Origin of the sequence: Mangrovibacterium sp. (assembly GCF_041596335.1) — a bacterium.
Taxonomy (GTDB): Bacteria; Bacteroidota; Bacteroidia; order Bacteroidales; family Prolixibacteraceae; genus Mangrovibacterium.
The window spans coordinates 24,642-47,312 of sequence record NZ_JBFHIT010000013.1 but is presented as its reverse complement, the minus strand read 5'-3'; the positions used below and the strand labels follow the sequence as shown (position 1 = coordinate 47,312).

Below are 22,671 nucleotides of genomic sequence, written 5' to 3'. Positions count from 1 at the left end.
TTATTGATTTGTGTTGGTTCTATTGTGGTTATTGCATTACTTTTTTAGGTTTTCGGTCAACAGTAAAGAGTCCCCAGTGTTTTTCGGCTCCGTTTGGATTTGCGGGATCACCTTTCCAGTCTTCGTCGAATGCTTCAAAGAAAAAGGTGGTGATATTCATTTCTATTGCCCAGGCGTATAGATCGTTATAGTATTTGAGTTGTTTTTCTTCGCTGGCCCGTTCGCCAAACTCCGAAGCGATGCTTGCCCAGCCTGCCTCGGTGATAACAAGCCGGCTATCCGGCAGCGCATCACGTACTTTTTGCACATTTTCGATGGTGTACGACATGGCTTCGTTGATATCTTTGCCTTCCCAAACCGGATAAACATGAATGGCGACAAAGTCGAGCTCGCGAGCTAATTTTTGCCCATTGGCCGCCCACCATTCATAATTGTCGGCTACGGTAACCGGCTGATCAATCGCTCCTTTTACACGTTGAACATAGGCGATAATACTGTCTGTGTCAACTTTGTGGTCATTCCAGTCAACCAGTGCTTCGTTGCCAACATTTACAGCAATCACCTGCTCCGGATATTGGTTGGCAAGCCGGATTCCCCGGTCAATTTCCTGTTGGTTGAGGAGGTAGTTCTGATCCAATTCTTCCTGGGGAATGGGTTCGGTTAACCAGACACATGTTTCGTGATTACTCAGTTCAGCTTTAAGCCAGATGCCAAGCATCACCTTAATATTCAGTTTGTTTGTTTTAATAATTCGAAGGACTGCTTCGGAGTTTTCGCCGCAGTCGTACAAGCGAATTAGGTTGAACTGTGAGTCGGTTGAGATTATTTTGAGGTCTTCCAAAATTTGCGCATCCGTAGGATTTACTGCACCGTCTCCCCGGTCGGGGTGCTGTCCGGTTCTGAAGCCTGAGTAACAAACAGCTCTGGCGACACCGTTCAATAAATCGTCTGTTTTTTGTTGAATCGGCCTTTGTTCCGGCATAGCTGGTTCTATAATTTTTTGATTCGGCTGTCGATTTTGAAAGCAGCTGATAATGCTAAACGTCAGTGCAACGAGTAGAGCTAACCTGGATCTTTTAAAAAGAATAGAGCGATTTTTCATCTGTCGTATATTTCAAATCAGTTTTTGGCAGTATTGTCTGAATCCCGTTTAGTCGCTATCGTGTAGCGAAAAGCGATTTCATAACCTGCTTGGGTTTTCGGTCAACGGTAAAGAGGCCCCAGTGTTTTTCCGGTTCCAGTGGTTCAGGAGATCCTTTCCAAGGCTCATCGAAGGCTTCGAAAACAAAGCAGAGAATCTTGTCCTGCTCGCACCATTCCATTAAGTCGTTGTAATAGGCTTCCTGTAATTCTTCGCTCACATTTTCGGGGTCGATACCACGTCCGTTGGAATTTGTTGCCCATCCGGCCTCGGTGATAACAACCGGCTTGTGCGGATACAGATTCGCTACTCCGAGGTAATTTTGTTTGGTATATTCGAGCGACTCGTGTATGTTTTTATATTCCCAAACCGGATATGTGTGGATGGAGATGAAATCAATTTCTTCAACCAGAGGTTTTAGCTTGTTGTGCCAGGGCACATAGTTTTCGCAGAAGCTAACCGGCTGTTTGGTATTGGCTTTGAGCATCCGAACGTAGTTGATCACGCTCTCAACCGGTACATAGTGGTCGGTCCAGTCAACAGTGGCTTCGTTGCCGGCTGAGAGGGCTACAATGATGTCGGGATACTGGTTTGCCAACCGAATCAGTTTTTCGATTTGATTCCGGTTCTGTTCTTTGTTTTTTAGCAACACCTCTTCGGGGTAGCTACCGCCCCAAGGGCAGCCAAAGTTGTTCATCTCGGCAGCAATATAGGCTCCGAGCATGATTTTAAAGTTGAGCTTTTCGTTCCTGATTACTTCCAGGACGGTATCTGTCTGTTGGTCGCAGTCGTACAGACGAAGGTATTTCCAGTGATTGTGTAAAATCGTCAGGTCTTCCTTAATTTGCTCATAGCTGGGGTAAATTCCCGAATCGGGACTTTGACCCTGCCGAAATCCGGAATAACAAATCGCTTTCCCAAATTCAATATTGAAGGTGTTATTTCGCATGATAGAATGAAAAAAAAACCGCTGGCGAAACAATGCTCGCCAGTGGTTATTAATTACTTATTGGTGTATTTCAGCTTTCCGTCCTTGTCCCAAAGTCCCCAGTAGGCACCAACATCACCTTCAACGCCTTGTTTCCAGGCTTCGTCGAACGAAGAGAACCAGAACAGCTCAATGCCTTCTTGTTTCGACCATTGTTGAGCGTTGATGAAATATTTGATGGCATTACTCAAAGATGGTTCCGATGCTTCAATCGCCGATCCGAGGTTTGGCCAGCCCGTTTCGGTGATGATCACCCGTTTGCCGGGGGCGGCATTTTTCGCTTTATGGTACATGTCTTTCATGTACAGCAGCGAGTAGTCGATGTGGCAGCCTTCCCAAAAGGGATAGCAATTGGCAAAAATGACATCGCAAGCCTCGGCAATTGCCGGTCGGTCGCAAAATTCGTAGTAGGCATCAACGTAGCCAACCGGAATGGTTGGAATCGCTTTTTTAACTTTCCGGATGTAGGAGAGTAACACCTCCTCCGGAAGATCATCACGATAGAGTACTTCATTGCCAACAGCCGCCAGATCGATCACTCCTTCGTTGGCCAGTTTGATCAGGTTCTGAATTTCTTCCTCGTTTTTTTCTTCATCTTCACCAAGCCAGGCACCCACCATTGTTTTTAATCCGTATTGTTTGGCAACCTTCGGTATTAGCTCGTTGCCCTCGGAAACCGAAAAAGTTCTAATCCACTTGGTATACGGGCGAATAATCTCCATTTTTTGGTGGATTTGTTCCTCGGTTATTATGTCTCCCGGGCTTTGGAAATCCAGATACGGACTAAAACAGAGCCCGTGCATACCTTGGTTCAGGATATCGGTAAACAGGGAACGAAGGTCGGATTCCTGCGTATTCGAGAAATCGCGGCCAGCAAGAGACAGTATATTTTCACTTCTGAATGACATAGTAGTTCGTTTTTTTTTTCAGCGTTTTTATAGCTTCGTGAATGACACCTTAATTCCGGTGATTGAGCCATCGCGACGGAATATTGGTGTGCTGATATTCTCTCCGATCGCATGACCTTTTAGCACCGTTTCTTGTCCGTTGGCGTAGGAAATGAGCGTCTTGTTTTCATCAGATATTTCGTAGACCACCGGAACCTGGCAGATTGTAAAGGCCAGTTGCCCGGGTTGAAGGTCGATCGTTTGAGTTTGGCCGCTGATATCGGTATGCTCAAAGGTGTCTGCTTCTTTCAACATTTCCAGCGGATTCATCAACGAGGTTTTGAACGAGATTACTCCCCGGTCAACATGAACACCCAGTTCGCCCATTCGCGAAATAACGTCTTCCTTCACCTGACCGGTCATTCCGGGTTGTTTAGCGCCGGCATGGGCCGGTGTGTGCGAGTATGCGTCAATCGGGAAGGCACCATATAAATCAGGCGATTTGTACAAGCCAAGACCTGCCTTAATTTCATAGTAGTGATCTTTTATTTTGCCCAAAGTTGCCGGATTGGCACCCTGTGTCACTCCATCGAAATAGCATTCCTGTACGGCAAGTAACAACTTGGAAACCATGTGCCAATAAATACTGCCAAGGCCTTCGTAGGCGAAGAAAGTGCCCGAGCGGCCGGTAAACGACTGGTGATCGAAAATTTCTTCGAATGCATCCAGAATGAGTTGTTTTTCTTGCTGAAGAAGGTGTCCGTATTTGTCGGCGTTAAGTTGGTTCAACGCTTTCTCCAATGTGTCGGCATTCCGGATGGTGCCGTTGAAATGGCATACACCGGTTACATCGCGCGAAAGGATCGACGTATTGTTGTCTTCAATCAGTTTGGTTAATAGGGATGAAGCCTTCATGCGTTCATCCGGAATGTTGTTTTTGGCTTCAAAACGCGGAAGATCACGGTCCGGGTACAGGATGTAGCTGTATTGGTCGGGACGGAACAATTTGCTGGCTTTAAGCGCATTCATTACGTCAAGACTCTCAGTTACCGAAAGGTAGCCTGAGCTCAAAACAGCCACTTGTCCTTCGAGCATTTCGTAGAGATAACGAATAGAAACGCTATCGTCGGCAAACGAAATCAGGTTGTAGGCATGGTAAAGTCCATCGGGGCGTTTGTTTGCGCGAATCGACTGATCCATATAGGCCAGACAAAGGTTGCTGAAATTCAGCAAATCGTTAACCGACACTTCTGATTTTGCACCGGAGAATGAATCGTTGTAAATCCGGTCGCGGTAGCTGCTGGCCGCTTCTCCCAAGCTGTCGGCAAAACGACGTCTGTCGGCGTTGGAAAATCCACTTTCAAGCAGGGCTTTATTTTCGGCAAACAGCTTGTGGATGCTGTCGAGTAAGGTTTTAACTTCTTCGGAAATGGCGACTTTTTCAAGTGATGTGTGGCTAAATTTACCGATCCAGAAGTTCAGGAAACGTCGCAGGTAATAAAGTGTCACCATTGACACTCCGTTTCCGACCAGCGCGTTATTCGCATCGTTCCATTCGGGGCGCTGGGTGTTCAGCCAGATACCCGCTTCGGGAATAAAATTACTCAGCTTTGCCAGCAAGGTCACCAGTATCTTTTCGGTTAGGTTAACGCGGTATACCTCACTGTTTTTGGTTTGCAAAAGGCGGGCGTCGGCGCCAATTTGGCTCACCGAAGCTTTGATCGCTGCATTCAGGTTGGCATCAAAAACAATGGTGTCCTGTGGGTTTTTCACCATCTCGCTGTATGGCTTTATGCGATAGGGGACGTTGGCATAGGCGAAAATGTCGAGGTGCAACAATTCGTCCAGTTTGGCCGGATGATATTTTTGTGACAGTTCGAGGAACTTTTCGAGATAGATAATTTGGTGGTCGCCCCAATAGCCGATATACGCCCATGGGTCTTCCGGATCGGGACACTCCCAATCAATCCCTTCGCGGGTAATCCGGTAGGGGTTGTATCCGTCAGGAGTCGACGCGTTTACAAATTTGCTGATCATTCCTTCAATAAACTCCGGATACGACAGGCTTAATGCCTCCCAGTTTTGGAAGATATCGCGCCAGTTGCCCTGGTAGTTCAGTTTCGGAGAGCCATCATTATTTTTTGTTTCAATGGAGAAAACGTTCCATGGACGGCTTGGATCGCCGTGTCGGCGGCTGAATGTGAGCGGAAGATATTCGTAGCTAATCCGCATCAGATCCGCATTGCCGGTTTTTTCGGCTTGTTTCAGCAAATCGTCATATTGAATTTCGGTTGGCAGTTGATTGAGCCAATCGCCCCATTGCTTGTTAACCAATTTGTTTATTTGCGACACATAGTGCTTGAAATCGGCTGTGTCGACCGTGTAGTTGTTTGTGAAGATACCACCACGCATCACATTGAACATTGTGTTGGTGAAATGGCGAACAGAGCAGAGCGTTTCGTGGCTCATCTGCAGGCCATCAGCATTGGCAACAATCTTTTTAAGGTTTGAAGTTCCCGTCTCAATGTTTTCATTAAGTTGGCTGATAATCTGGTCGCTGCTAAGAATGAATTGGTTCAGATTGGCAACAGCAGTATTGTCCTGATTAATCTCGGCAACAATGTACCACGCTTTGCTGGCCTCTTTAGCCAATTCTATTGTTGTGTTTACAAAATAAGCGCCACGGGTTGCTCTTACATCAGTTTCGGTTTCAACAGGGAGACCAAGTTTGAAGTTTTCGAGTTGTTTGGCCGATACCAGAACCTTCCGTTTTTCATCAAGTCCGTATGACCATACCGTTGTGGTTTTCAACGATTCGCTTGGTTCGGCGCGGTCAACCGGAATTGCACTTAGCATGAAGAGACCGAGTCCGGATTCCGGCAGTAACTCGTTCTTTTTGTAGCCATCCAGCAAGTTGCTGTATTCATTCTGAAAGTTATAGTCAATTCCGTAGGGGAGGATATTCTGAATGCCGTCGAGCACTTCAACTATTAAGTTGTCGTGGCTTTTATTTGTGATAACCGATTTGCGGACAAACCCAAAGCGTTCGCTGTTACTCCAGCTATAGGTAAAAGAGAGACCCAGATCCAGGTTGATTTCTTCAAAGATGATTTTGTTCCCGCAAGTGTTTTTATACAGGTTTCTTTGAACTGAGTACATTCCTTTCTGCTTTTTTGAGAACGGTTCCCAGAGGAACGTTTTGTCGTCCTTTTCAACCAAAATCACGGTTTTAGGTCCGGTTAAATCGTGGAAGTCGTGAATTTTATCGTCGGTATAATACGGAAACAAAGCATTGTTCCGATCTTTTCTACCGGCAGATAACGACCCGTTACTGGAAAGGAACATCCAATGATCCGAATCACTGACGATACTCATAAAGAAGTCGGGCATTTGATCTACCTGACTGATCTTGTAGAATTTCTCGTTGTTGATATCAACAAATGTACCTTCAACCTTTGATTGGTTACTGTTTAAACAGGTTTGTCCTAAGTAAATGTTACGTTTATTCATTTATCAGTTTTTTTTCAATTCAAAATCATCATCTCCCCGCTGTTCTACATCACTGTACTGATCGTAGTTTAAACCCTTTTTTATCGGTTAATTTCAAATGTTACCCGATGTCAGAAATGAATCATCAATCAGCGTTGTCCGATTGAGACTCTTTTTTTTGGTATATTCTTACATAGTCAATTTCCATCGTCTGAGGGAAAGCTTCATCGTCGATTCCCTTAATGTTTCCCCACAGGCCGCCAACAGCCACATTCAGAATGAGGTAAAACGGCTTGTCGTAGGGCCATTTCGATGTTCCCAGACCCTCATTTTCGTACACGAAATAGAGTTGGTCGTCAACGTAAGCTTTTACGAAATCGGGTGTCCACTCCCAGGTATAAGAGTGGTAAGCCGTGGTGGCATCGTTAATGTGGATAGTATCCGTTTTCTGAGTTCCCACCTGCCATTGGTAGTCTTTTGAATGTGCGGAAGCATGAATAACACCGGGATCGTGCCCAACATGTTCCATAATGTCGAACTCGCCCACATCGGGCCAGTTTCCATCGGGGAAGCTCCAGCCACCGGGCATCATCCAGATTGCAGCCCAGGTTCCTCGCCCGGCTGGTATTTTTGCACGGGTTTCAATTTTTCCATATTGCCAGTCGGCTTTCGAGATCAGCCTGGCCGACGTATATTTTTTATCCTGATAATCTTCGCGAAGCGCGGTAATATTCAGTACACCTTGGGCTACACTCGCATTTTCAATGCGTCCATCGGTGTAGTGTTGGGCTTCTTCGTTTCCCCATTTGAATTCATTGCCAACCGTGTCGTAAGCCCATTTAGTTGAATCCGGCAATCCATTATAATCAAATTCATCATTCCAAACCAGTTGGTAGTCATCCGGTGAGGTCTCTTCTGTCTGCATTTGCTTGCTTGTTGAGTTGCAAGCGATCATACTCCATGCGATAAAAATGAGGAAAATGTGATTCCTAACGTTCATTGTATTTTGTGTTATAGATAAAGTTAGCCTGTAACTGTACCGAAAACCTGTACAGCGAATAATCGGATAAGAGGGGAGATTGAATTCTCTCCCTCTTATCCGTATTAGTAGTTCAGTTTAGACTGAAAATTATTAGTCGATATTTTGGTAAACCCTTACGTAATCGATTTCCATCGTTGCCTCAGTAAACGAAGCGTCGATTTCTCCACCTAAGCTTCCGCCCATTGCTACATTCAGGATGATGAACTGATTGGCGTCAAACGGCCAGGTGTCAGCATCTTTTGTGTCTGGAGCATAAGTGTAGTAAACTTCATCGTCAACCAGGAAAGAGATTTCGTCGGGTGACCAGTTCACCGAATAGATGTGGAATTCGTCAGAAGAATCTGAAACGGTTGTACTTGCCATATTTACCGTTGCGCCCGAGCTGGATGGAGTGTGGAGTGCACACTGCACATAACCCGGATTGTTTCCGATCGCTTCCATGATATCCATTTCGCCGCAAGCAGGCCATCCGGCAGTTGTAATGCTGGAGCCCAGCATCCAGATTGCTGGCCAGGTACCGCCGCCAACCGGAAGTTTAGCTCTTACGTCTACCCGTCCGTATGTAAAGGCGAACAAATCCTGCGTTTTAAGGCGAGCCGAAGTGTAGGAAGAGCCATCCGCTTTCGCTGTAATTTTCAGGGTACCATCCGATACGCTAACGTTCTCGGTGTTGCTGGTGTAGGTTTGCGATTCACCATTGCCCCAGCCACCTGCACCCAGGTCGTAATTCCAGTTCGAAGCATCAGGAGCACCAGCTGTTTCAAATTCATCCGACCAGACCAAGTCTGTATATTCAACATCAACGCCGGCTGTTTCTGTTCCAGGTTCAATTGATGTAAGGGTTTGGTACCAGGCGTATGTTTCGTCTTCTTCAATACGTACTTTCAGGGTCGTCGCGGTAACTTCAATAATTTCGAATTCGCTCTGTCCAACATACCAACACATGAAACCTTCATCGGAGAACGACATGCTTGTTCCTCGGTATCCGCCATCAACCGTTGCGATCGATGAAGCAGGAGAGAACGAAACATTTTTCACTCCATACAATGAGGGAACAACGTCATCGCCATAGCAAAGGTCGCCTGTAACTCCCAATGTGCCAGCATAAGTACCGGGAACAAAAGCCGAGCCGGCTGTTTGTTCGAATGTCATTCCGTCGTCGGTTTTAGTGAATACAAATACAGCGTCGTACATACAGGTTTTCTCCCAGGCAGCGGCAGAATACCATTGGTCATAGGTTTTAGCTGGATCTTCGAAGTTTGGTCCCAGTCCAATGTGCCCCTCTTCATCAGCAGCCCAGTACCAGGTTTTAGAGCTTCCTCCGGTTAGTAATTCAAGGGCTTCGTCATCGGAAAAGCTGCTATAAACCTCAACCTGAATGGTTTTGGATGCAGAAAGGCCACCGGTACCAATTGCTGAAACTGTTACGTTATAGGTAACTATGCCCGTTTTTGAAAACTGATGAGAAATGGTGCCATCAGCGTCAATTTTATCGTCTTTTCCATCACCAAATGAATAGTTGAACGTGATTTCATTGTCGGCTGAGGCGGTAAAGTTTACAACGCCAGTTCCATCTCCGTAAGGGTTTTCACTGTCGACCCCAACGATTTCATAGGAGACTTCAACATTTGAGGGTGTTACCAACTGCCCAAGTTCGTAGTTGTTATCGTCGCACCCGCTGAAGATTAATTGGACGCCCAGAAGTAGGGCTATCAGATATGTTATACTTTTCATTGTACCTTATTTTTAGTTTTTCACAAGCTTATATCTCCACCATGCACCTAGGACTTCAATGTCCAGGATCATCACTGTATTTCCTTCCGAGAGCTCGATATCATAAGTAATCGATTCGGGGGCATTGGCCGGGTCCTTCAATTCACCGCCGTTGTATGCTTTAGGAATACCAAGGTAGGCTCCTTTGCCGTCGAGTGTTACTGTGCCGGCAACGGCATCGTAAGTGAAGGTAGCAGCAGCTGTTCCGTCGTGCGGAGCGACCGGTGTACCGCATGCATCACTACCACCTTGCCATGCCTCAACCCAGGTGTCGTCACCCAGTACGTTGCTGAATGAACCATCGTTGCCAAAGACATAGGTGTCGTCGAAGAAGCAAGCTCTGGTTGTTACATCGTCAACGCTGTTTGACCAATAAGACAGATCGCCAAGGGACGGTCCTACACCCAGAGCATCGGCTTCGGGGGCCATTTGCCATGTTCCGGCAAGCGGAGAAACAACAACATCGCTTGATTTCACCAGCTGGAATCTCCACCAGCCACCGTCGACTTCAATTACCAGTGTCAATGCACTATTGTCATCCGAAAGGGTGGCCTTGTAGGTGATTGAAGAAACTGCATCGTCGGGGCTGAGTAGTTCACCGCCGTTATAAACTTTGGCTAATCCCAGGTACGCCCCTTTTCCATCAATGGTCAGAGTGCCGGCGGCTTCATCGTAAGCGTAGGTAGCCATTGCTGTTCCGTCGTGCGGCGCAACCGGAGTTCCACAAGCATCGTTTCCACCTTGCCAGCCTTCAATCCATGACTCGCCTCCCAGATCGTTGCTGAAAGATCCGTCGGTACCAAAGGTGTAGGTATCATCGAAATAACAAGCTCTAAGGGTTACGTCATCGACAGAGTTACCCCACCACCAATATTCGCCCTCGACGGGACCTACAGAAAACGCATCGGCCACCGGAGCCATAACCCATGTTCCGGCAAGAGGAGATACCTCGGTTGGAGGAGTTACTTGTTTCACGCCGTCGAAATAGTAGGTTGAACCATCACCAACGTTTCCAAAGTCGAAGAATAATACCACTTTTTGGTATTCGTTAGCCACATCAATTGACGAGAAGTTGAATTCCAGTTCTTCCCAGGCATTTGCTACGGTTGTTGTAGCGTCTACTTCGGAAGCGATGCTGCCGTCGGTCAGATTTTCAAATTTCAACTTAACGACCGCGCCTGATTTTGGTGACCAAACTTTCACTTTGAAAAGTGTCTTGGTTGAAAAGTCAATCGGGTTTTCCAGAGTAAGAGCAGTTCCGGCCCAGGTTTCGGCGCCAGAGGCTTTTACAGCCTGAGCTACTCGTGAGCTGGTGTTTACGCCTGTCGCGTCAGGGTTGTCGATAACTGAAGACGACAGTCCGCCGAAATCGCCAAAGGCATAGTTCACCAGGTATGATTCAAAATCAATTGGCAGATTAATAGGATCGGAAGCCGCGTCAATAGTGAGCGTTTCAGTATATTCCGTTGTTGCCGCTCCGGCACTTTTTGCAATTACTTTTACGATATAGTCACCTGGCTCAGCATAGGTGTTTGTTGCTGTTTCTCCGGGTAAAATGTGAGTCGCTTCTTCATCTTCCACATCACCAAAATAAATATCTATGATGGTGGCGTAGGTTGCCGTTGCTGAGATAGATACGATTTTTGGGTTCGCAGCATTTTTAGTAATCGTCACCACCAGATCCTCAGGAGCTTTAAAGGTCACGTTCAGCTCCTTGGTTGCTTCGGTTGTGAGGTCGGTAATCCCGGTTGCAGCTATCACAACCGAATAAACACCTTCAGTATAAGTATGTGTAACCGAACTTTGGCCGGTAATTTCTCCTGAATCTGTTCCGTCGCCAAAATCGATATTGAATCGGGTCGCTCCTTCGGCATTGGGAACGATGGTCACCAAGCCGGTATTGTCCTGAGTGATATCGAAGACCGCGTCAACGTTTGACGGAGCCTGAATATAGTCCAGCGAGTAGAATTTATCTTCGTCTGTTGTGCAGGAGAATGCGAACAGCGTGATAAACAACAGCGCAAGTATATTTTTGTAGTTTTTCATTTTTTAAGAATTTATTGGTTTAATAATTGGGGTTTTGACTCCAGTTTCCATTCGAAAATTCAACTTCTTCCAACGGAATAGGGAAGACTTCGTGTTTGCCTTCAACAAAACCATCAATTTCATCTGCTGCTTCACCAGTTCTTACCAAATCGAAGAAACGATGTCCTTCGCCCATTAATTCTACCCGACGTTCGTGATAGATTGCATCGGTCAGGGCAGTACCTGTGAGTGTAATATTGTGGTCAGAGTCGCCAAACGCTCTTTCACGGACTTGATTTAAGTAGCCTTGAGCTTTGCTGTCGTTCGGGCTCGATTTACGGTTGTGAGCCTCAGCAGCCATCAATAAAACATCGGCATAGCGGATTGCGCGGTAGTTGTTTGGGTTCGTCAGGTTCAGGTCGCCCTGGGCTTCAGAACTTCTTGTGCGAGGAATGTATTTCCGGTTGAAATAGCCGGTGTGTTCATATCCGGTTGAGTATTCTGCTCCGGTTTCGGCAGACCACGCCTCAATATCCAAAATGGCCACGTCTTTTCTCGAGTCGCCATCTTCAAACTCGTCAACTACTTCTTGTGTTGGCACGTTAAAGCTGAATCCTGAAGTGTACAATGGACCTGAGTAGCCGCGAACGCCACTGAAACCAACGGCTACGTTACCCTCGCTACATTGAAGACAACCAAAGGCGGCACCTTCAACATCGGTATATTGGACTTCAAAAATTGATTCAGATCCGTTTTCTCCGGCAAATTCGAAAATGTCAGAGAAATCCTCCACCAATGTATAGTTTCCATCATCAATCAGGTCGTCTAAAATCAACGCAGCTTCGTCAAATTTATCCTGAAACAAATAAGCTTTTCCGAGCAGAGCCTGAGCGGCACCACGAGTAGCACGTCCAATTTCGGTCGGAGTTTCAGGTAATACTGATTCGGCAAACAACAAATCTGATTCGATTTGCGCATAAACTTCCGAAACCGATGAACGGGGAATGCTGGTCTCGTCGCCCAAAGTAAAGCGTTCGTCTACTTTCAACGGAACAGGACCAAACCATTTTACCAGCTCGAAATAGTAGTAGGCACGCAGAAAGCGAATTTCGCCGATCATTTGCTCTTTACTATCGAACTCGATTTTATCTTGAAACTCCATGAAATAGTTGGTGCGTTGTACACCGGCAAACATCCAGTTCCAAATATCTTGCAAGTTGTCGTTTGACGACGTATGGATCATGTCATCTATTTGCTGCCAGCCAACTACGTCGGTCGCACTTTCACCACCGCAAAGAGTGTTGTCTGACGCGAATTCACCTACAATCACATTGGCATAAGTTGATTGAAGCATATCGTAGGCAGCTACCAGTGCGCTGTAGTAATCCGATTCTGAATTGAAATAGTTTTCAGAATCAATGGAATATTCCGGGTCGATTTTAACAAAATCATCGGTACATGAGAATGTAAATGCAGCGAATGTTAATGCGACCGTGAAAACAATTTTTTGAACTATTTTAGTATTCATCGTTCTGTTTTTTAGAAGTTAAGATTTAAGCCGAAAGTGTATGTTCTGGCAGCGGGATAGAATCCGTTGTCGAACCCACTTCCAATCGGATCGCCGCTTGAGGCAGCCGGATCGTAACCTTGATAGTCTGTCAGGGTGAACAAATTACTGACGCTGGTGTACAGTCGCAGTGACTTGATTGAGAGTCTGTCAGTTATTGAGGCAGGGAATGTATAGCCTAGTTGGATGTTTTGCATGCGCAGGAATGAACCATCTTCAACAAAGAATTCCGAGAACACATTGTTCGATGTTGCAGCGGTAGTCACGCGAGGGACATAGTTGCTGGTTCCTTCGCCGGTCCAACGGTTTAGACGATAGCTAAGTTTATTTACATCGGAAATTACCCGCTCATAGTTGCGAACGATATCGTTTCCGAGTGACGCATAAGCGTAGGCGATAAAATCAAATCCTTTGTAATTGAGGGAGATATTTAACCCCATTGTTGCGTCTGGAATCGGATTGCCAATATCGGTACGGTCGTCAGTGTCAATTACGCCGTCTCCGCTAACATCTACAATACGGATGTCGCCGGGTGATGCATTGGCTCCCAAAGCGATTTGAGAAGGGTGAGCATCAACTTCTTCCTGATTTTGGAACAAACCATCAGTTTTGTATCCGTAGAAATAACCAATTGGTTTTCCAACTTCCATGCGGGCAGGTGAGGGTTGACCGACACCGAATGATCCGCCTTCAACATAACCGGTACTGTTGTTAACTTCAAGAACTTCGTTGTTCAGTGTTGTAACGTTGTAGTTTACACGGAAGGTTAAATCTTTGGTGATGTTGCCACGATAGCCCACCGCAAATTCAAAACCACTGTTGCGAACTGTTCCCGCGTTTACTGTTGGTCCGGAAGCACCTGGTGCTGATGTGCCCAAAATGCCCGATACCGGGATGTCGCTAATCAACAGATTGTTGGTTTTCTTAATGAAATAGTCGGCGTTAATATCCAACCGGTTATTGAAAAGTTTGAGGTCAGCACCGGCGTCAAACTGTTCCGATTGTTCCCATTTGATGGATTCGTTCGGAGATGAACCAACGGCGGTTCCATTTACCAGTGAACCATCGAAAACATAAGTTGCCTCGCCGTCAAGCTGAGAAATATACTTGAAATCGTCGATCTTGTCCGATCCTAAAATACCATAGCTTAAACGAAGTTTCAAAAGATCGATCTGATCGAATTTTTCCATGAAACTTTCTTTGGTCATGTTCCATCCCGCAGTTACTGATGGGAAATAGGCAGCCGTGTTGTCGGGACCAAATTTTGTTGAGGCATCTCGTCGTAGCATGGCTGACAAGAGATATTTAGCCTGGTAATCGTATTGTAAACGGGCGAAATACGACAATCTTCGTTGATCGTAGGTCCATGAGCCCGATGTTTTTGTGTCGGAAGTTCCGTTGGCTAGGCTAATGTCAGCAAAATCCCACGAGTTATTCGGAATATCATATCCGGTTCCATCCAGGTGGTCGCCCCACGATTTGTAAACCGTATTACCTAAAGTAGCGGTTAGGTGGTGGTCATCGCCAAAAATGCGATCGTAGGTAACGAATGCATCAAACGTATAATCGTTGTAGTTGTTCCGATCCTGATAGACGCTGCTGCGAGATACGTCGAATACTTTCCCACCGTAGCTAATTTCTTTCGAGAAGCTTTTTGACTTATCGTTTGTCGTGTTAAATCCAACCCGGGTTGTCGCCGTCAGGTTTTCCATCAGGTCGAATTCAAGACTGAAGTTACCATTCCACTTACCCAAATTGTATTCGTTGTAAGTATTTTCGAGCTGTGCCAATGGGTTAATTACCTCGTTTCCTAAGCTTGAAGGAGCGAGATAGTATTCGCCATCTTCATCATATACAGGCATTGTTGAGGGCATATTCAAGGCATTGAACAAAACAGAACCCAAGCCAAATTCGTTAATCGTTTTCCGATCTACGTTTGTGAAGGTGATTGACGATTTAAACTTGATCCATTTTGACAAATCGGCTCCCAGGCTTAATCGGCCGGTACTCCGTTCGTAACCTGTTTTAGGTCCTCCAATAATACCTTCCTGATTTAAATTTGAGGCACTAAACGAGTAAACCATTTTATCGGTACCACCCGAAATGTTTACGTCGTTGCTGTAAACGGGCGAAGTCTCGAAGATTTCGTCTTGCCAGTTTGTGCCAGTACCCAAATTGGAAATACTTGTAAATGGCAAATCATCGCCGGCAGCAGCATAGGCTTCATTTAGTAAAACGGCATACTCGGTTGCATTCAGCACCGGCAGTTTCCGAGTTGTTTCCTGAATCCCGACTGAACTGTTTACACTAACTTTTGTCGCCTGATTCTTTTTACCCGACTTGGTCGTAATCAAAATAATTCCGTTTGCTCCAACTGTTCCGTAAATTGCGGCCTGAGCATCCTTAAGTACAGTAATTGTTTCAATGTCGTTCGGGTTTAAGGTATTCAAATCACCTTGGTAGCCATCGATAATAGCTACCGGAGAGGCATCGCCATTGGTTGAAATACCACGAATACGAATGTCCAAACCTGAACCCGGAGCACCCGACTGTGATGTTACATTTACCCCAGACATGGTTCCTTGCAGAGCTTGTTCAACTTTTACAGGCTTTAAATTTTCAATTGTTTCGGCGTTAACCATAGAAACTGCACCCGTAACATCTTCGCGTTTTTGAGTACCGTAACCAATCACCACAACTTCGTCAACACCAATGGCGTCGTTTTCCATGATGATATTGAAAGTGGTTTTTCCGTTAATAACTATCTCCTGAGATTTCATCCCGATAAAGGAGAGTTGAAGCGTTCCGTTGGATGGTGCCTGGAGGGTGAAATTTCCATCCATATCGGTTATTGTACCCTTTAAAGTACCTTTAATAACTACCGAAACACCCGGTAGCGGTTGTCCGTCATCTTTGGAATTAACCTGACCGTTAATGGTCAGATCCTGAGCGTAAGCACTAAATCCAAAAAATGCACAAAACAAAAAAACTAGTAATTTTTTCATAAGTCACTTTTTAAGTCTTGTTAAACTAAATCTGACGCAAAAGTGACGCTATAGGGGGATATCGCCAAAAAATGAGCTACTTCAATAATACTACATGCGTAGGTTTTAACATACTACATAAATACTACACGTGTTGTGTTAATGCGTTGAAAGACAAACGTTAAGAATTTTTAAAGTTGTGGAATATCATACTTCAACCATCGTGCTGCTATACAGCATGTTGGTTAGATTCCCGATATCAGGGTGGTCAAATTGGTGTTTCGGTCTACCTCCAGTTTTTTCCGTAAACGGTAACGGGAAATCTCGACTCCACGCTGGGAGATGTTTAAAAGTGTCGCAATTTCTTTTGAGGATATGTTCATTTTGATGTAAGCGCATAATTTCATCTCGCGTGGTGTGAGGGTGGGGTATTTCTCCAATAGTCGTTTGAAGAAGTCTTCATGTACCTCATCGAAATAAGTTTCGAACAGCTCATTTTGTTTCTGGTTATCGAATTCTTTATCGATTCGGTTAATGATTAAGCTAATTTTCGACTTGAGGGCGCTTTCCTGAGTTTGGGATTGCAGTGTTTTGAGCTCGGATTTTATTTTCCCTAAAAATTTATTCTTTTGAATTAAGCTCATGGTTTGGTTGGCCAGCTCTTTGTCCAGGTGAATCATTTTTCCGTGAAGCTTTTCGTTTCGCAGTCGGATGATTTCTTTTTCCGAAATCAATGCTTCACGCTGGTAGGTTTGCAATTGATTTCGGTATTGCTGAAGATGCTTGAGTCGTTCTTTGCGTTTCGAAATTTGAATGCGGTAATACACAAACCAGCTTAATAGAATAATAAGTAGGAGGCCCGCCAGACTATAAAAAATATAGGCGGTGAGCGAGCGATACCAGGGGGGTGTAATTTTGAAACTGAAACTGGCAATATTGCTTTCCTGACCGTGTGTGGTACCCGCTTTTATTTTCAAGGTATAGTTTCCTTCGCGGAGGTTCATAAATTCGCAAACGGTTGATTCGGACCATTCAGACCATTCTGAGCTGTAATTTTCCAGGTAGTAACTGTAGCGGATGTTCTTGCCGTTGGTATAATCCGGGCAGGTGAAGGTAAAACGCAGGTGATTCCCTTTGAACGGATAGGCAAACCTTTTTTGAAGAGCTTTTGGCTGAAGGGCCGCAGGAAAGTAGGCCTTGTTGCTCTGCTTGTTCAGTACTTCGCGGATGAAAACCTTCATTTGGCTGTTCGACTGGGTCGCGTAGTTCGGCGAGTAATGCGCTAAACCGTCCTCTAGCGCGATGAACGTGTTTTTCTGATCGGCGACATAAATATGCTCAAAGCCTGCAATTTGACGGCCGCGTAACTTCTGAAAAGGGAGACTCACATCGGTGTAGCTGCCATCTTCCTGAAAACGCAGAACCCCGGGGCCTTCAGGTGCCGAGTACCAGATGTTTTTAAATGAATCTTCGAAGAGATAATTGATTGAATGTTGGTGATCGAACAGTTTGTTGTAGTCGTTTGCTGACTCAAAAGCATTTTTTTGTTTGTTGTAACGATAAATTCCTTCCGGTGTGGTATAGACCAAATTGTTTTTCATTTTCATCAGATTGATGAAATTGTCCGTTGGAAGGCCATTCTTCGAATTGTAGTGCGTTGAGCTCAAAACCGAATCGAGCTTATCGTTCAGGGTAATTTTATATACTCCTTTGTAGCCATGGCTCATCCATAGGTTGCCATCAGTATCTTGCTCGATCAGGCGGGAGGCTTCAGAGAATCCTTTGATCCGGTCGACGAAACGCCACGATTTTCCATTCTCTGTTTTGCGGAAAAGAGTGAGGCCGTTGAAATTGCCTCCAATCAGAATGTCGGAATAGCCGTTAGGCGACAAAAATGTCCAGGCTCCGTTCACATCCGAAATTTGCGTGGCTGTTTCTCCTTCAATCACATACGTACCGTTGTTGTGTCCACATAGCAGAACGCCATCGTGCACTCCCAAATACCAGGTTTGTCCAACCGTTTTTGGAATTAGCCGAAATGGAATGGGGGTCAGGGTTGTTCGCTCTGGCCAGTCTTTTACAAACAGGCCATGATTGGTTCCGACATACAATTTGTTCTGGTGGATAAGTGTACTGTAGGTGGCACCAAGTCCTTCAGGATCGTCAATGTAGGTGAATGAGGAATTAATTTCGATGTAATCAATTCCATTGTCCAGCCCCAGCCAGAGATTCTCGTCTTGGTCTGCACCGATCGCCAGGATCGTGTTGTTTTGCAAGCCTTTCTTTTTGTTGATGTATTGAATGATTTGACCACTCTCATCGGTTACCATCAGCCCGTTTTGGATTGTTCCGAAAGCAAAATAGGAGTTGTTGAACTTCGTAGCCGAAAAAATCTGGTTTTCAATCAGAAAATTGTTGGCTTCATTTTCCCAGGGAGTCAATGTTTCTTCGTCATAAATATACACCCCGTTGTTGACGGTTCCGATCAATACTTTGGTCGCGCTCAAGGGCAGAATCGTCCATATTTCTTTGTCGGCCAATACTTCCAGTCCGTCTATCTTTACCAATTTTCCTTGTCGGTATTCCATCAGGCCTTCCTCTTGATCCTGAATCCACAGCAGTCCGTTCACATAAAACGAAAAGTGAATTCTGTTTTTCAAAGGAACTTCAATTAGTCGGTCGTCGCGGTAGATGAATAAGTGCGTGTAACTTTGAAAGATAACGCCGATGTTTGTGATGTGAATGCGCCAGACCTCATCAAAGTTTTTCTGGTTGTCTTCCAGTTTGTCGCTCAACGAGTGATAGGTCAGCAGTCCGGTCGCATCGGGTTCCATGTAGCCAAACTCGTTTTGCTGACCGATGTAAATCCGGTCGTTTTCATCCATCTTAATACTTCGTACAACCGAGGGGTTTTGCAGTCCGTATAGTTGCCAGTGCGAACCGTCAAATTCAAGCAGCCCGTCGTTGTTAGCGAAATACATGAAATTTTTGCTGTTGCGTTCAATTTGCCAGTTCTGAGCCCCGGCGCGGTAATTGTGCTTTTTTATGTTGTGTATTTCCGGAATGCCAATGTCTTTGATCTGCCCGTGTCCTGAAATACACAGGGAAAACAGAATGTATGTGAGGATAAAGTGTTTAAAGTGCATAAAGCAAATATATAAATCAATATTCTTGCATACTAAGCATAGTTAAAATAAATTGCTGCTTTAATTCTATCAAGCAACCAAATCTCATAAAATGAAAACCGGTTTAATTGGAGCAATGCGCGAAGAAATTCTTCTGCTCGAACACGACATTGAAAATTTGAAGATTGTTGAACATGGTGTTCGCAAGTTTTACGAAGGCACCATTGGCGGCAAAGAAGTGGTTATGTGTTTGTCCGGATGGGGGAAAGTTGCTGCGGCTTCAACCGCAACAAGCCTGATTAACCTGTTCGGAGTCGACCAAATCGTGTTTATCGGTTTGGCAGGTTCGTTGAAAGCCCATCTGGAAATCGGCGATATTGTAGTGGCCGACAAGTTGGTTCAGCACGATATCGATTTAAGCAGACTGGATGGTTTTCATGGAGTGGAGCCTCCTTTTTATAAGAAGTTCAGGTTTCCGGTTCGCAAAAGTGCTCAACGGCGGGCACTGGAAGCTGTGACACAATTTGGCTATAATTTGCACGATAAGAAATATCCGGAGATTAGTTCGGATTATCATCCCAAAGTATATATTGGTGCCATAGGTACTGGCGACCAGTTTGTTGCTTCGGCGAAGGGAAAAGAGAAAATTACCGCACACCACCCCGACTTGTTGTGCACTGAGATGGAAGGTGCAGCAATTGCACAGGTTGCTGCCGACTATAGCATTCCTTGTTCGGTTATTCGTATTATATCGGACAATGCCGATGAGGAAGCGCATGATTCATTTGCTCAGTTTCTTTTTCGCGACATCAGTAAAATCTCGGTTGAGATTGCCCGGTTGATGTTTGTCTAAAAATTGAGGCTGAGTCCGGCTCGCCAGCTTGTATTTTTTCCGTATAGAGCCATGTTTGAGCGGAACATTCCGACTTCGCTCTCGTTGGTAAACAGTTGGTTGATGTATTGACTTCCAAGTATGTTTTGCACTTCGGCGAAAATATTAATTGTCCACTTTTTTCGAAACTGGTGATAGTAGTTCAGTCCGGCTCCAAGTTTATCAAAGGCTGGCAGCTTAATCTGCTCAGGAGTTTCGGTCTGGTCGAAATCGTGCACCATCATTGGCGCGTAAGTTCCAAATGACCGATAATAATTCAGGTTGATTTCCAGTCCTTTATAGAAATTGAATTCATTTTTGATGTAGATGCTTTTGGGTGCGGCGTTATCGGTTTGGTATCCCGAAAAAGGCAAATTCGTTTCACTAACAAGCTGATTGTTGGTGTCGTATGTTTGCGCTAATACCGAGTTGTCCAGTGTCCATTCGCCGTATGAGGCATTTACGTAAAGGTTGAAGCGCTTGAAATATTTCATTTGTCCGCTGAACTCGACACCACGATGAAACTGGTTAATTCCGGAAAGTACCGCCAATGATTCGTCCTCGTTTAACATCAGGCGCTGAATGTCTGTTCGGTTTTGTTGATACATGGCATAGCCACGCAGCGAAAGAAAGAAACGTCCGCTGCTAAGAACGTAAGCCATTTCGCCGGAAAACAGGTTTTGGTTTTTTGCGGCAGTATTTTCCCAATTGTTTTCAGCAGGGAAAAGTACATCAAACCGGACGGGACTGCTTGACGCCCCGCCGTTTAGTTGAAGGGAGTGGATCGAATTTAACCGGTAGGTGATGCCGCTCTGCACTCGCCAGCCAACTTGATTGATCCAGTCGGTTTTTTGCTGTGAGTCGGAATTTAAATACGAGTAATAGTCTTCGCGTTGCAGGCTTTTGATGTAAAAAGCTCCCTCTGCGTATCCAAAAGCATGGTTGCCTGTTTTTTGTGCTTTTATGCTGAAGCCTGCCTTTCTGATTTGCGATTTGTAATGATAATCAACCGGTTCAGCGCTTCCTGTTTTCGGAAGAAAACTGGATTCCAAAAAATTCTGAACCGCTTCCGAATTTCCGTTTAGATCTGCTTCGCTCAAAAATTCGTCCGCTCCAAGTAGGTTGTTCACTGCTCCGAAATGATCGGCTGTGTATTGCTCGAGATCGGCTGCCATGTAAAACTGTGTGTTTTTGTCGAACTCATGAATGAGCTGACTTTGCAAGCCAAATCTGGTTGTGCGGTTTGCTGCAGCTAAAATTGAAATTCCGTCATTTTCCGAAATAACCCGGTTGGCGTTGTAAATGGCAATTGTGTCATAATCAATCAGTCCCCGATCGCGCGGTAATTGGTCCGGCAGCATTCCGTTCATGTAGCCACCGGGATAGGTTTGTGCACTGTTTTCGAGTTCGGCATACAGTTGGCTCACCAGTTTGGTGTTTACCCGAAGGTGCCAGTGGTGGGTCAGCACAGAGAGATTCGCCAGGCCAAAACTTCCGTTCCAACCCAACTCTTTGTTGTCCAATAATCCCCATTCACTATTGTAATCTATTCCATACAAACTGGTTCGTGCAACAGAATCCGGACGGTTGCGCAGATCGGCTTGCCAGCTTTTTAGCACCGAGGTAAACAGGATGCTGTGCATGTGGCTAATTTCTTTATGCAAATTGAAATAGAGCCCATAGGATTCAAATCCGGTAAAGTCGGGAACTCCGTCTCCGGCAGTTCGATCAAGCTTTAATGAAAAAGCTAAATTGCGTTTGCTCACGCCGGAATGGATGGTTGCCGCTGTTTTTAAATAGCCGTTAACACCCGTTGAAGAAAGTAAGCGTACTCCAGACTTTTTGTTCGGCATAAAAGGAAGTACGTTTATCAGCCCGGTCTGACCCAATTCGCTTTGTTTTCCCGATGCCATCCCGGCGGTGAACTGAACGTGTTGCGCCCAATCATTCAATCCGGGGTAGAGCGAACTGTTCATGCGGCCTGTTTCAGGATTGTTGAGGCTGACACCATTGAAAACAACCTGATTTTGATTGGCCGAAAAACCTCGAAGGCTGATTTCTGAACTTCCATATCCACCACCATTTTCCAGCAGATAAACAGAGGGTTGGCCGACAAATAACTGGTTGAAATCGGTTCCTCCCGACTGGTTTAACAGGTCGATTACCGGCGTGTTTCTGGTTGCCGCTGGATGTTGAGCAATATTTACCCGGGCGGCAATGTCGCGTTGTGCCAAACGGCCAACAGCAACAGGCTCCAGGCGGACAGCTCCGATTGGCGTCAGGATTCCTTCGTATGTCGATACATTGTAAAATTCGCTGAATATGTCGGGATGAATTGCCTCAAGTTCGAAAAAAGCAGAAGGTAATAGCATGCTGAAATACCCAAATCGATTGGTGACCGTGTAAATGCTTGTTCCCTTTATTTGCACGATAGCCTTCTCCAGGGGTTCGTTAAATTCTTCCTCAGTCACTCGTCCATCGATCGTGGCTGCTTGTTGGGCAAAGATTTTCGTTTGCGGGATCAATGCGAAGACGAGCAATACTAGTTTGATCACGGTGTTAGCGATCCGGGAATTGATGGTGCGGATTGTTTTCATGGTGGTCTCCTGTTTTTTAACCAAGTAATATGGCTTAATCTATGCTTGAAGAACGGTTTAAGCAAGCTTGAAGTATTTTGGAGAATTGATTTTTTTGCCCGCTAGTTCTTAATAATTCTTAATGGTGGTTTTTTTGAAGTCGTTACAGAGTGTTTGGCATAGTAATTGATCCATTATCTTCA

General features: G+C 45.3%; 12 protein-coding genes. 1 reads left to right on the top strand and 11 read right to left on the bottom strand.

Going from position 1 to position 22,671, the window contains the following annotated elements; all coding sequences use genetic code 11:
* Positions 1-28: 28 nt before the first annotated feature.
* The 10 genes from ABZD21_RS06885 to ABZD21_RS06840 all read right to left on the bottom strand — a co-directional run bounded on the left by ABZD21_RS06885 (position 29) and on the right by ABZD21_RS06840 (position 19,042).
* Positions 29-982, bottom strand: coding sequence for a glycosyl hydrolase family 17 protein (locus ABZD21_RS06885; protein WP_372773891.1), 954 nt, complete (start codon positions 980-982; stop codon positions 29-31).
* A 175-nt stretch (positions 983-1,157) separates the two neighbouring features.
* Complete coding sequence (locus tag ABZD21_RS06880) at positions 1,158-2,090, bottom strand: hypothetical protein (RefSeq protein WP_372773890.1); 933 nt, start codon at positions 2,088-2,090, stop codon at positions 1,158-1,160.
* Positions 2,091-2,143: 53 nt separating this feature from the next.
* The gene (locus tag ABZD21_RS06875) at positions 2,144-3,037 is read right to left on the bottom strand and encodes a glycosyl hydrolase family 17 protein (RefSeq protein WP_372773889.1); all 894 of its coding nucleotides are present in this window, start codon (positions 3,035-3,037) and stop codon (positions 2,144-2,146) included.
* A gap of 27 nt (positions 3,038-3,064) precedes the next feature.
* Complete coding sequence (locus ABZD21_RS06870; RefSeq protein ID WP_372773888.1) at positions 3,065-6,526, bottom strand: hypothetical protein; 3,462 nt, start codon at positions 6,524-6,526, stop codon at positions 3,065-3,067.
* Between the two features lie 124 nt (positions 6,527-6,650).
* Positions 6,651-7,505 carry a family 16 glycosylhydrolase gene (locus ABZD21_RS06865; RefSeq protein ID WP_372773887.1) on the bottom strand — a complete coding sequence of 285 codons (855 nt, stop codon included), beginning with the start codon at positions 7,503-7,505 and terminating at the stop codon, positions 6,651-6,653.
* Positions 7,506-7,637: 132 nt separating this feature from the next.
* Positions 7,638-9,281 carry a family 16 glycosylhydrolase gene (locus ABZD21_RS06860; RefSeq protein ID WP_372773886.1) on the bottom strand — a complete coding sequence of 548 codons (1,644 nt, stop codon included), beginning with the start codon at positions 9,279-9,281 and terminating at the stop codon, positions 7,638-7,640.
* Positions 9,282-9,293: 12 nt separating this feature from the next.
* Positions 9,294-11,366 carry a hypothetical protein gene (locus tag ABZD21_RS06855; RefSeq protein ID WP_372773885.1) on the bottom strand — a complete coding sequence of 691 codons (2,073 nt, stop codon included), beginning with the start codon at positions 11,364-11,366 and terminating at the stop codon, positions 9,294-9,296.
* A gap of 19 nt (positions 11,367-11,385) precedes the next feature.
* A complete protein-coding gene (locus tag ABZD21_RS06850) occupies positions 11,386-12,873 on the bottom strand; it encodes a RagB/SusD family nutrient uptake outer membrane protein (protein ID WP_372773884.1) in 1,488 nt (495 codons plus the stop codon).
* 11 nt (positions 12,874-12,884) lie between these two features.
* A complete protein-coding gene (locus ABZD21_RS06845) occupies positions 12,885-15,917 on the bottom strand; it encodes a SusC/RagA family TonB-linked outer membrane protein (RefSeq protein WP_372773883.1) in 3,033 nt (1,010 codons plus the stop codon).
* Positions 15,918-16,141: 224 nt separating this feature from the next.
* The gene (locus ABZD21_RS06840; protein ID WP_372773882.1) at positions 16,142-19,042 is read right to left on the bottom strand and encodes a triple tyrosine motif-containing protein; all 2,901 of its coding nucleotides are present in this window, start codon (positions 19,040-19,042) and stop codon (positions 16,142-16,144) included.
* A gap of 91 nt (positions 19,043-19,133) precedes the next feature.
* On the opposite strand from ABZD21_RS06840, the gene ABZD21_RS06835 reads away from it, so the two are divergent.
* Positions 19,134-19,874 (top strand): 5'-methylthioadenosine/adenosylhomocysteine nucleosidase, encoded by a 741-nt coding sequence (locus ABZD21_RS06835; protein ID WP_372773881.1) that lies wholly within the window; start codon positions 19,134-19,136, stop codon positions 19,872-19,874.
* On the opposite strand, the gene ABZD21_RS06830 is transcribed toward ABZD21_RS06835, so the two are convergent.
* Complete coding sequence (locus tag ABZD21_RS06830; protein WP_372773880.1) at positions 19,871-22,489, bottom strand: TonB-dependent receptor plug domain-containing protein; 2,619 nt, start codon at positions 22,487-22,489, stop codon at positions 19,871-19,873. The genes ABZD21_RS06835 and ABZD21_RS06830 overlap by 4 nt on opposite strands.
* Between the last annotated feature and the right edge of the window lie 182 nt (positions 22,490-22,671).

Excerpts from the sequence above, each read along its gene's own strand:
- ABZD21_RS06885 (WP_372773891.1), bottom strand. The coding sequence starts at position 982 with ATGCCGGAACAAAGGCCGATTCAACAAAAAACAGACGATTTATTGAAC.
- ABZD21_RS06880 (WP_372773890.1), bottom strand. The coding sequence starts at position 2,090 with ATGCGAAATAACACCTTCAATATTGAATTTGGGAAAGCGATTTGTTAT.
- ABZD21_RS06875 (WP_372773889.1), bottom strand. The coding sequence starts at position 3,037 with ATGTCATTCAGAAGTGAAAATATACTGTCTCTTGCTGGCCGCGATTTC.
- ABZD21_RS06870 (WP_372773888.1), bottom strand. The coding sequence starts at position 6,526 with ATGAATAAACGTAACATTTACTTAGGACAAACCTGTTTAAACAGTAAC.
- ABZD21_RS06865 (WP_372773887.1), bottom strand. The coding sequence starts at position 7,505 with ATGAACGTTAGGAATCACATTTTCCTCATTTTTATCGCATGGAGTATG.
- ABZD21_RS06860 (WP_372773886.1), bottom strand. The coding sequence starts at position 9,281 with ATGAAAAGTATAACATATCTGATAGCCCTACTTCTGGGCGTCCAATTA.
- ABZD21_RS06855 (WP_372773885.1), bottom strand. The coding sequence starts at position 11,366 with ATGAAAAACTACAAAAATATACTTGCGCTGTTGTTTATCACGCTGTTC.
- ABZD21_RS06850 (WP_372773884.1), bottom strand. The coding sequence starts at position 12,873 with ATGAATACTAAAATAGTTCAAAAAATTGTTTTCACGGTCGCATTAACA.
- ABZD21_RS06845 (WP_372773883.1), bottom strand. The coding sequence starts at position 15,917 with ATGAAAAAATTACTAGTTTTTTTGTTTTGTGCATTTTTTGGATTTAGT.
- ABZD21_RS06840 (WP_372773882.1), bottom strand. The coding sequence starts at position 19,042 with ATGCACTTTAAACACTTTATCCTCACATACATTCTGTTTTCCCTGTGT.
- ABZD21_RS06835 (WP_372773881.1), top strand. The coding sequence starts at position 19,134 with ATGAAAACCGGTTTAATTGGAGCAATGCGCGAAGAAATTCTTCTGCTC.
- ABZD21_RS06830 (WP_372773880.1), bottom strand. The coding sequence starts at position 22,489 with ATGAAAACAATCCGCACCATCAATTCCCGGATCGCTAACACCGTGATC.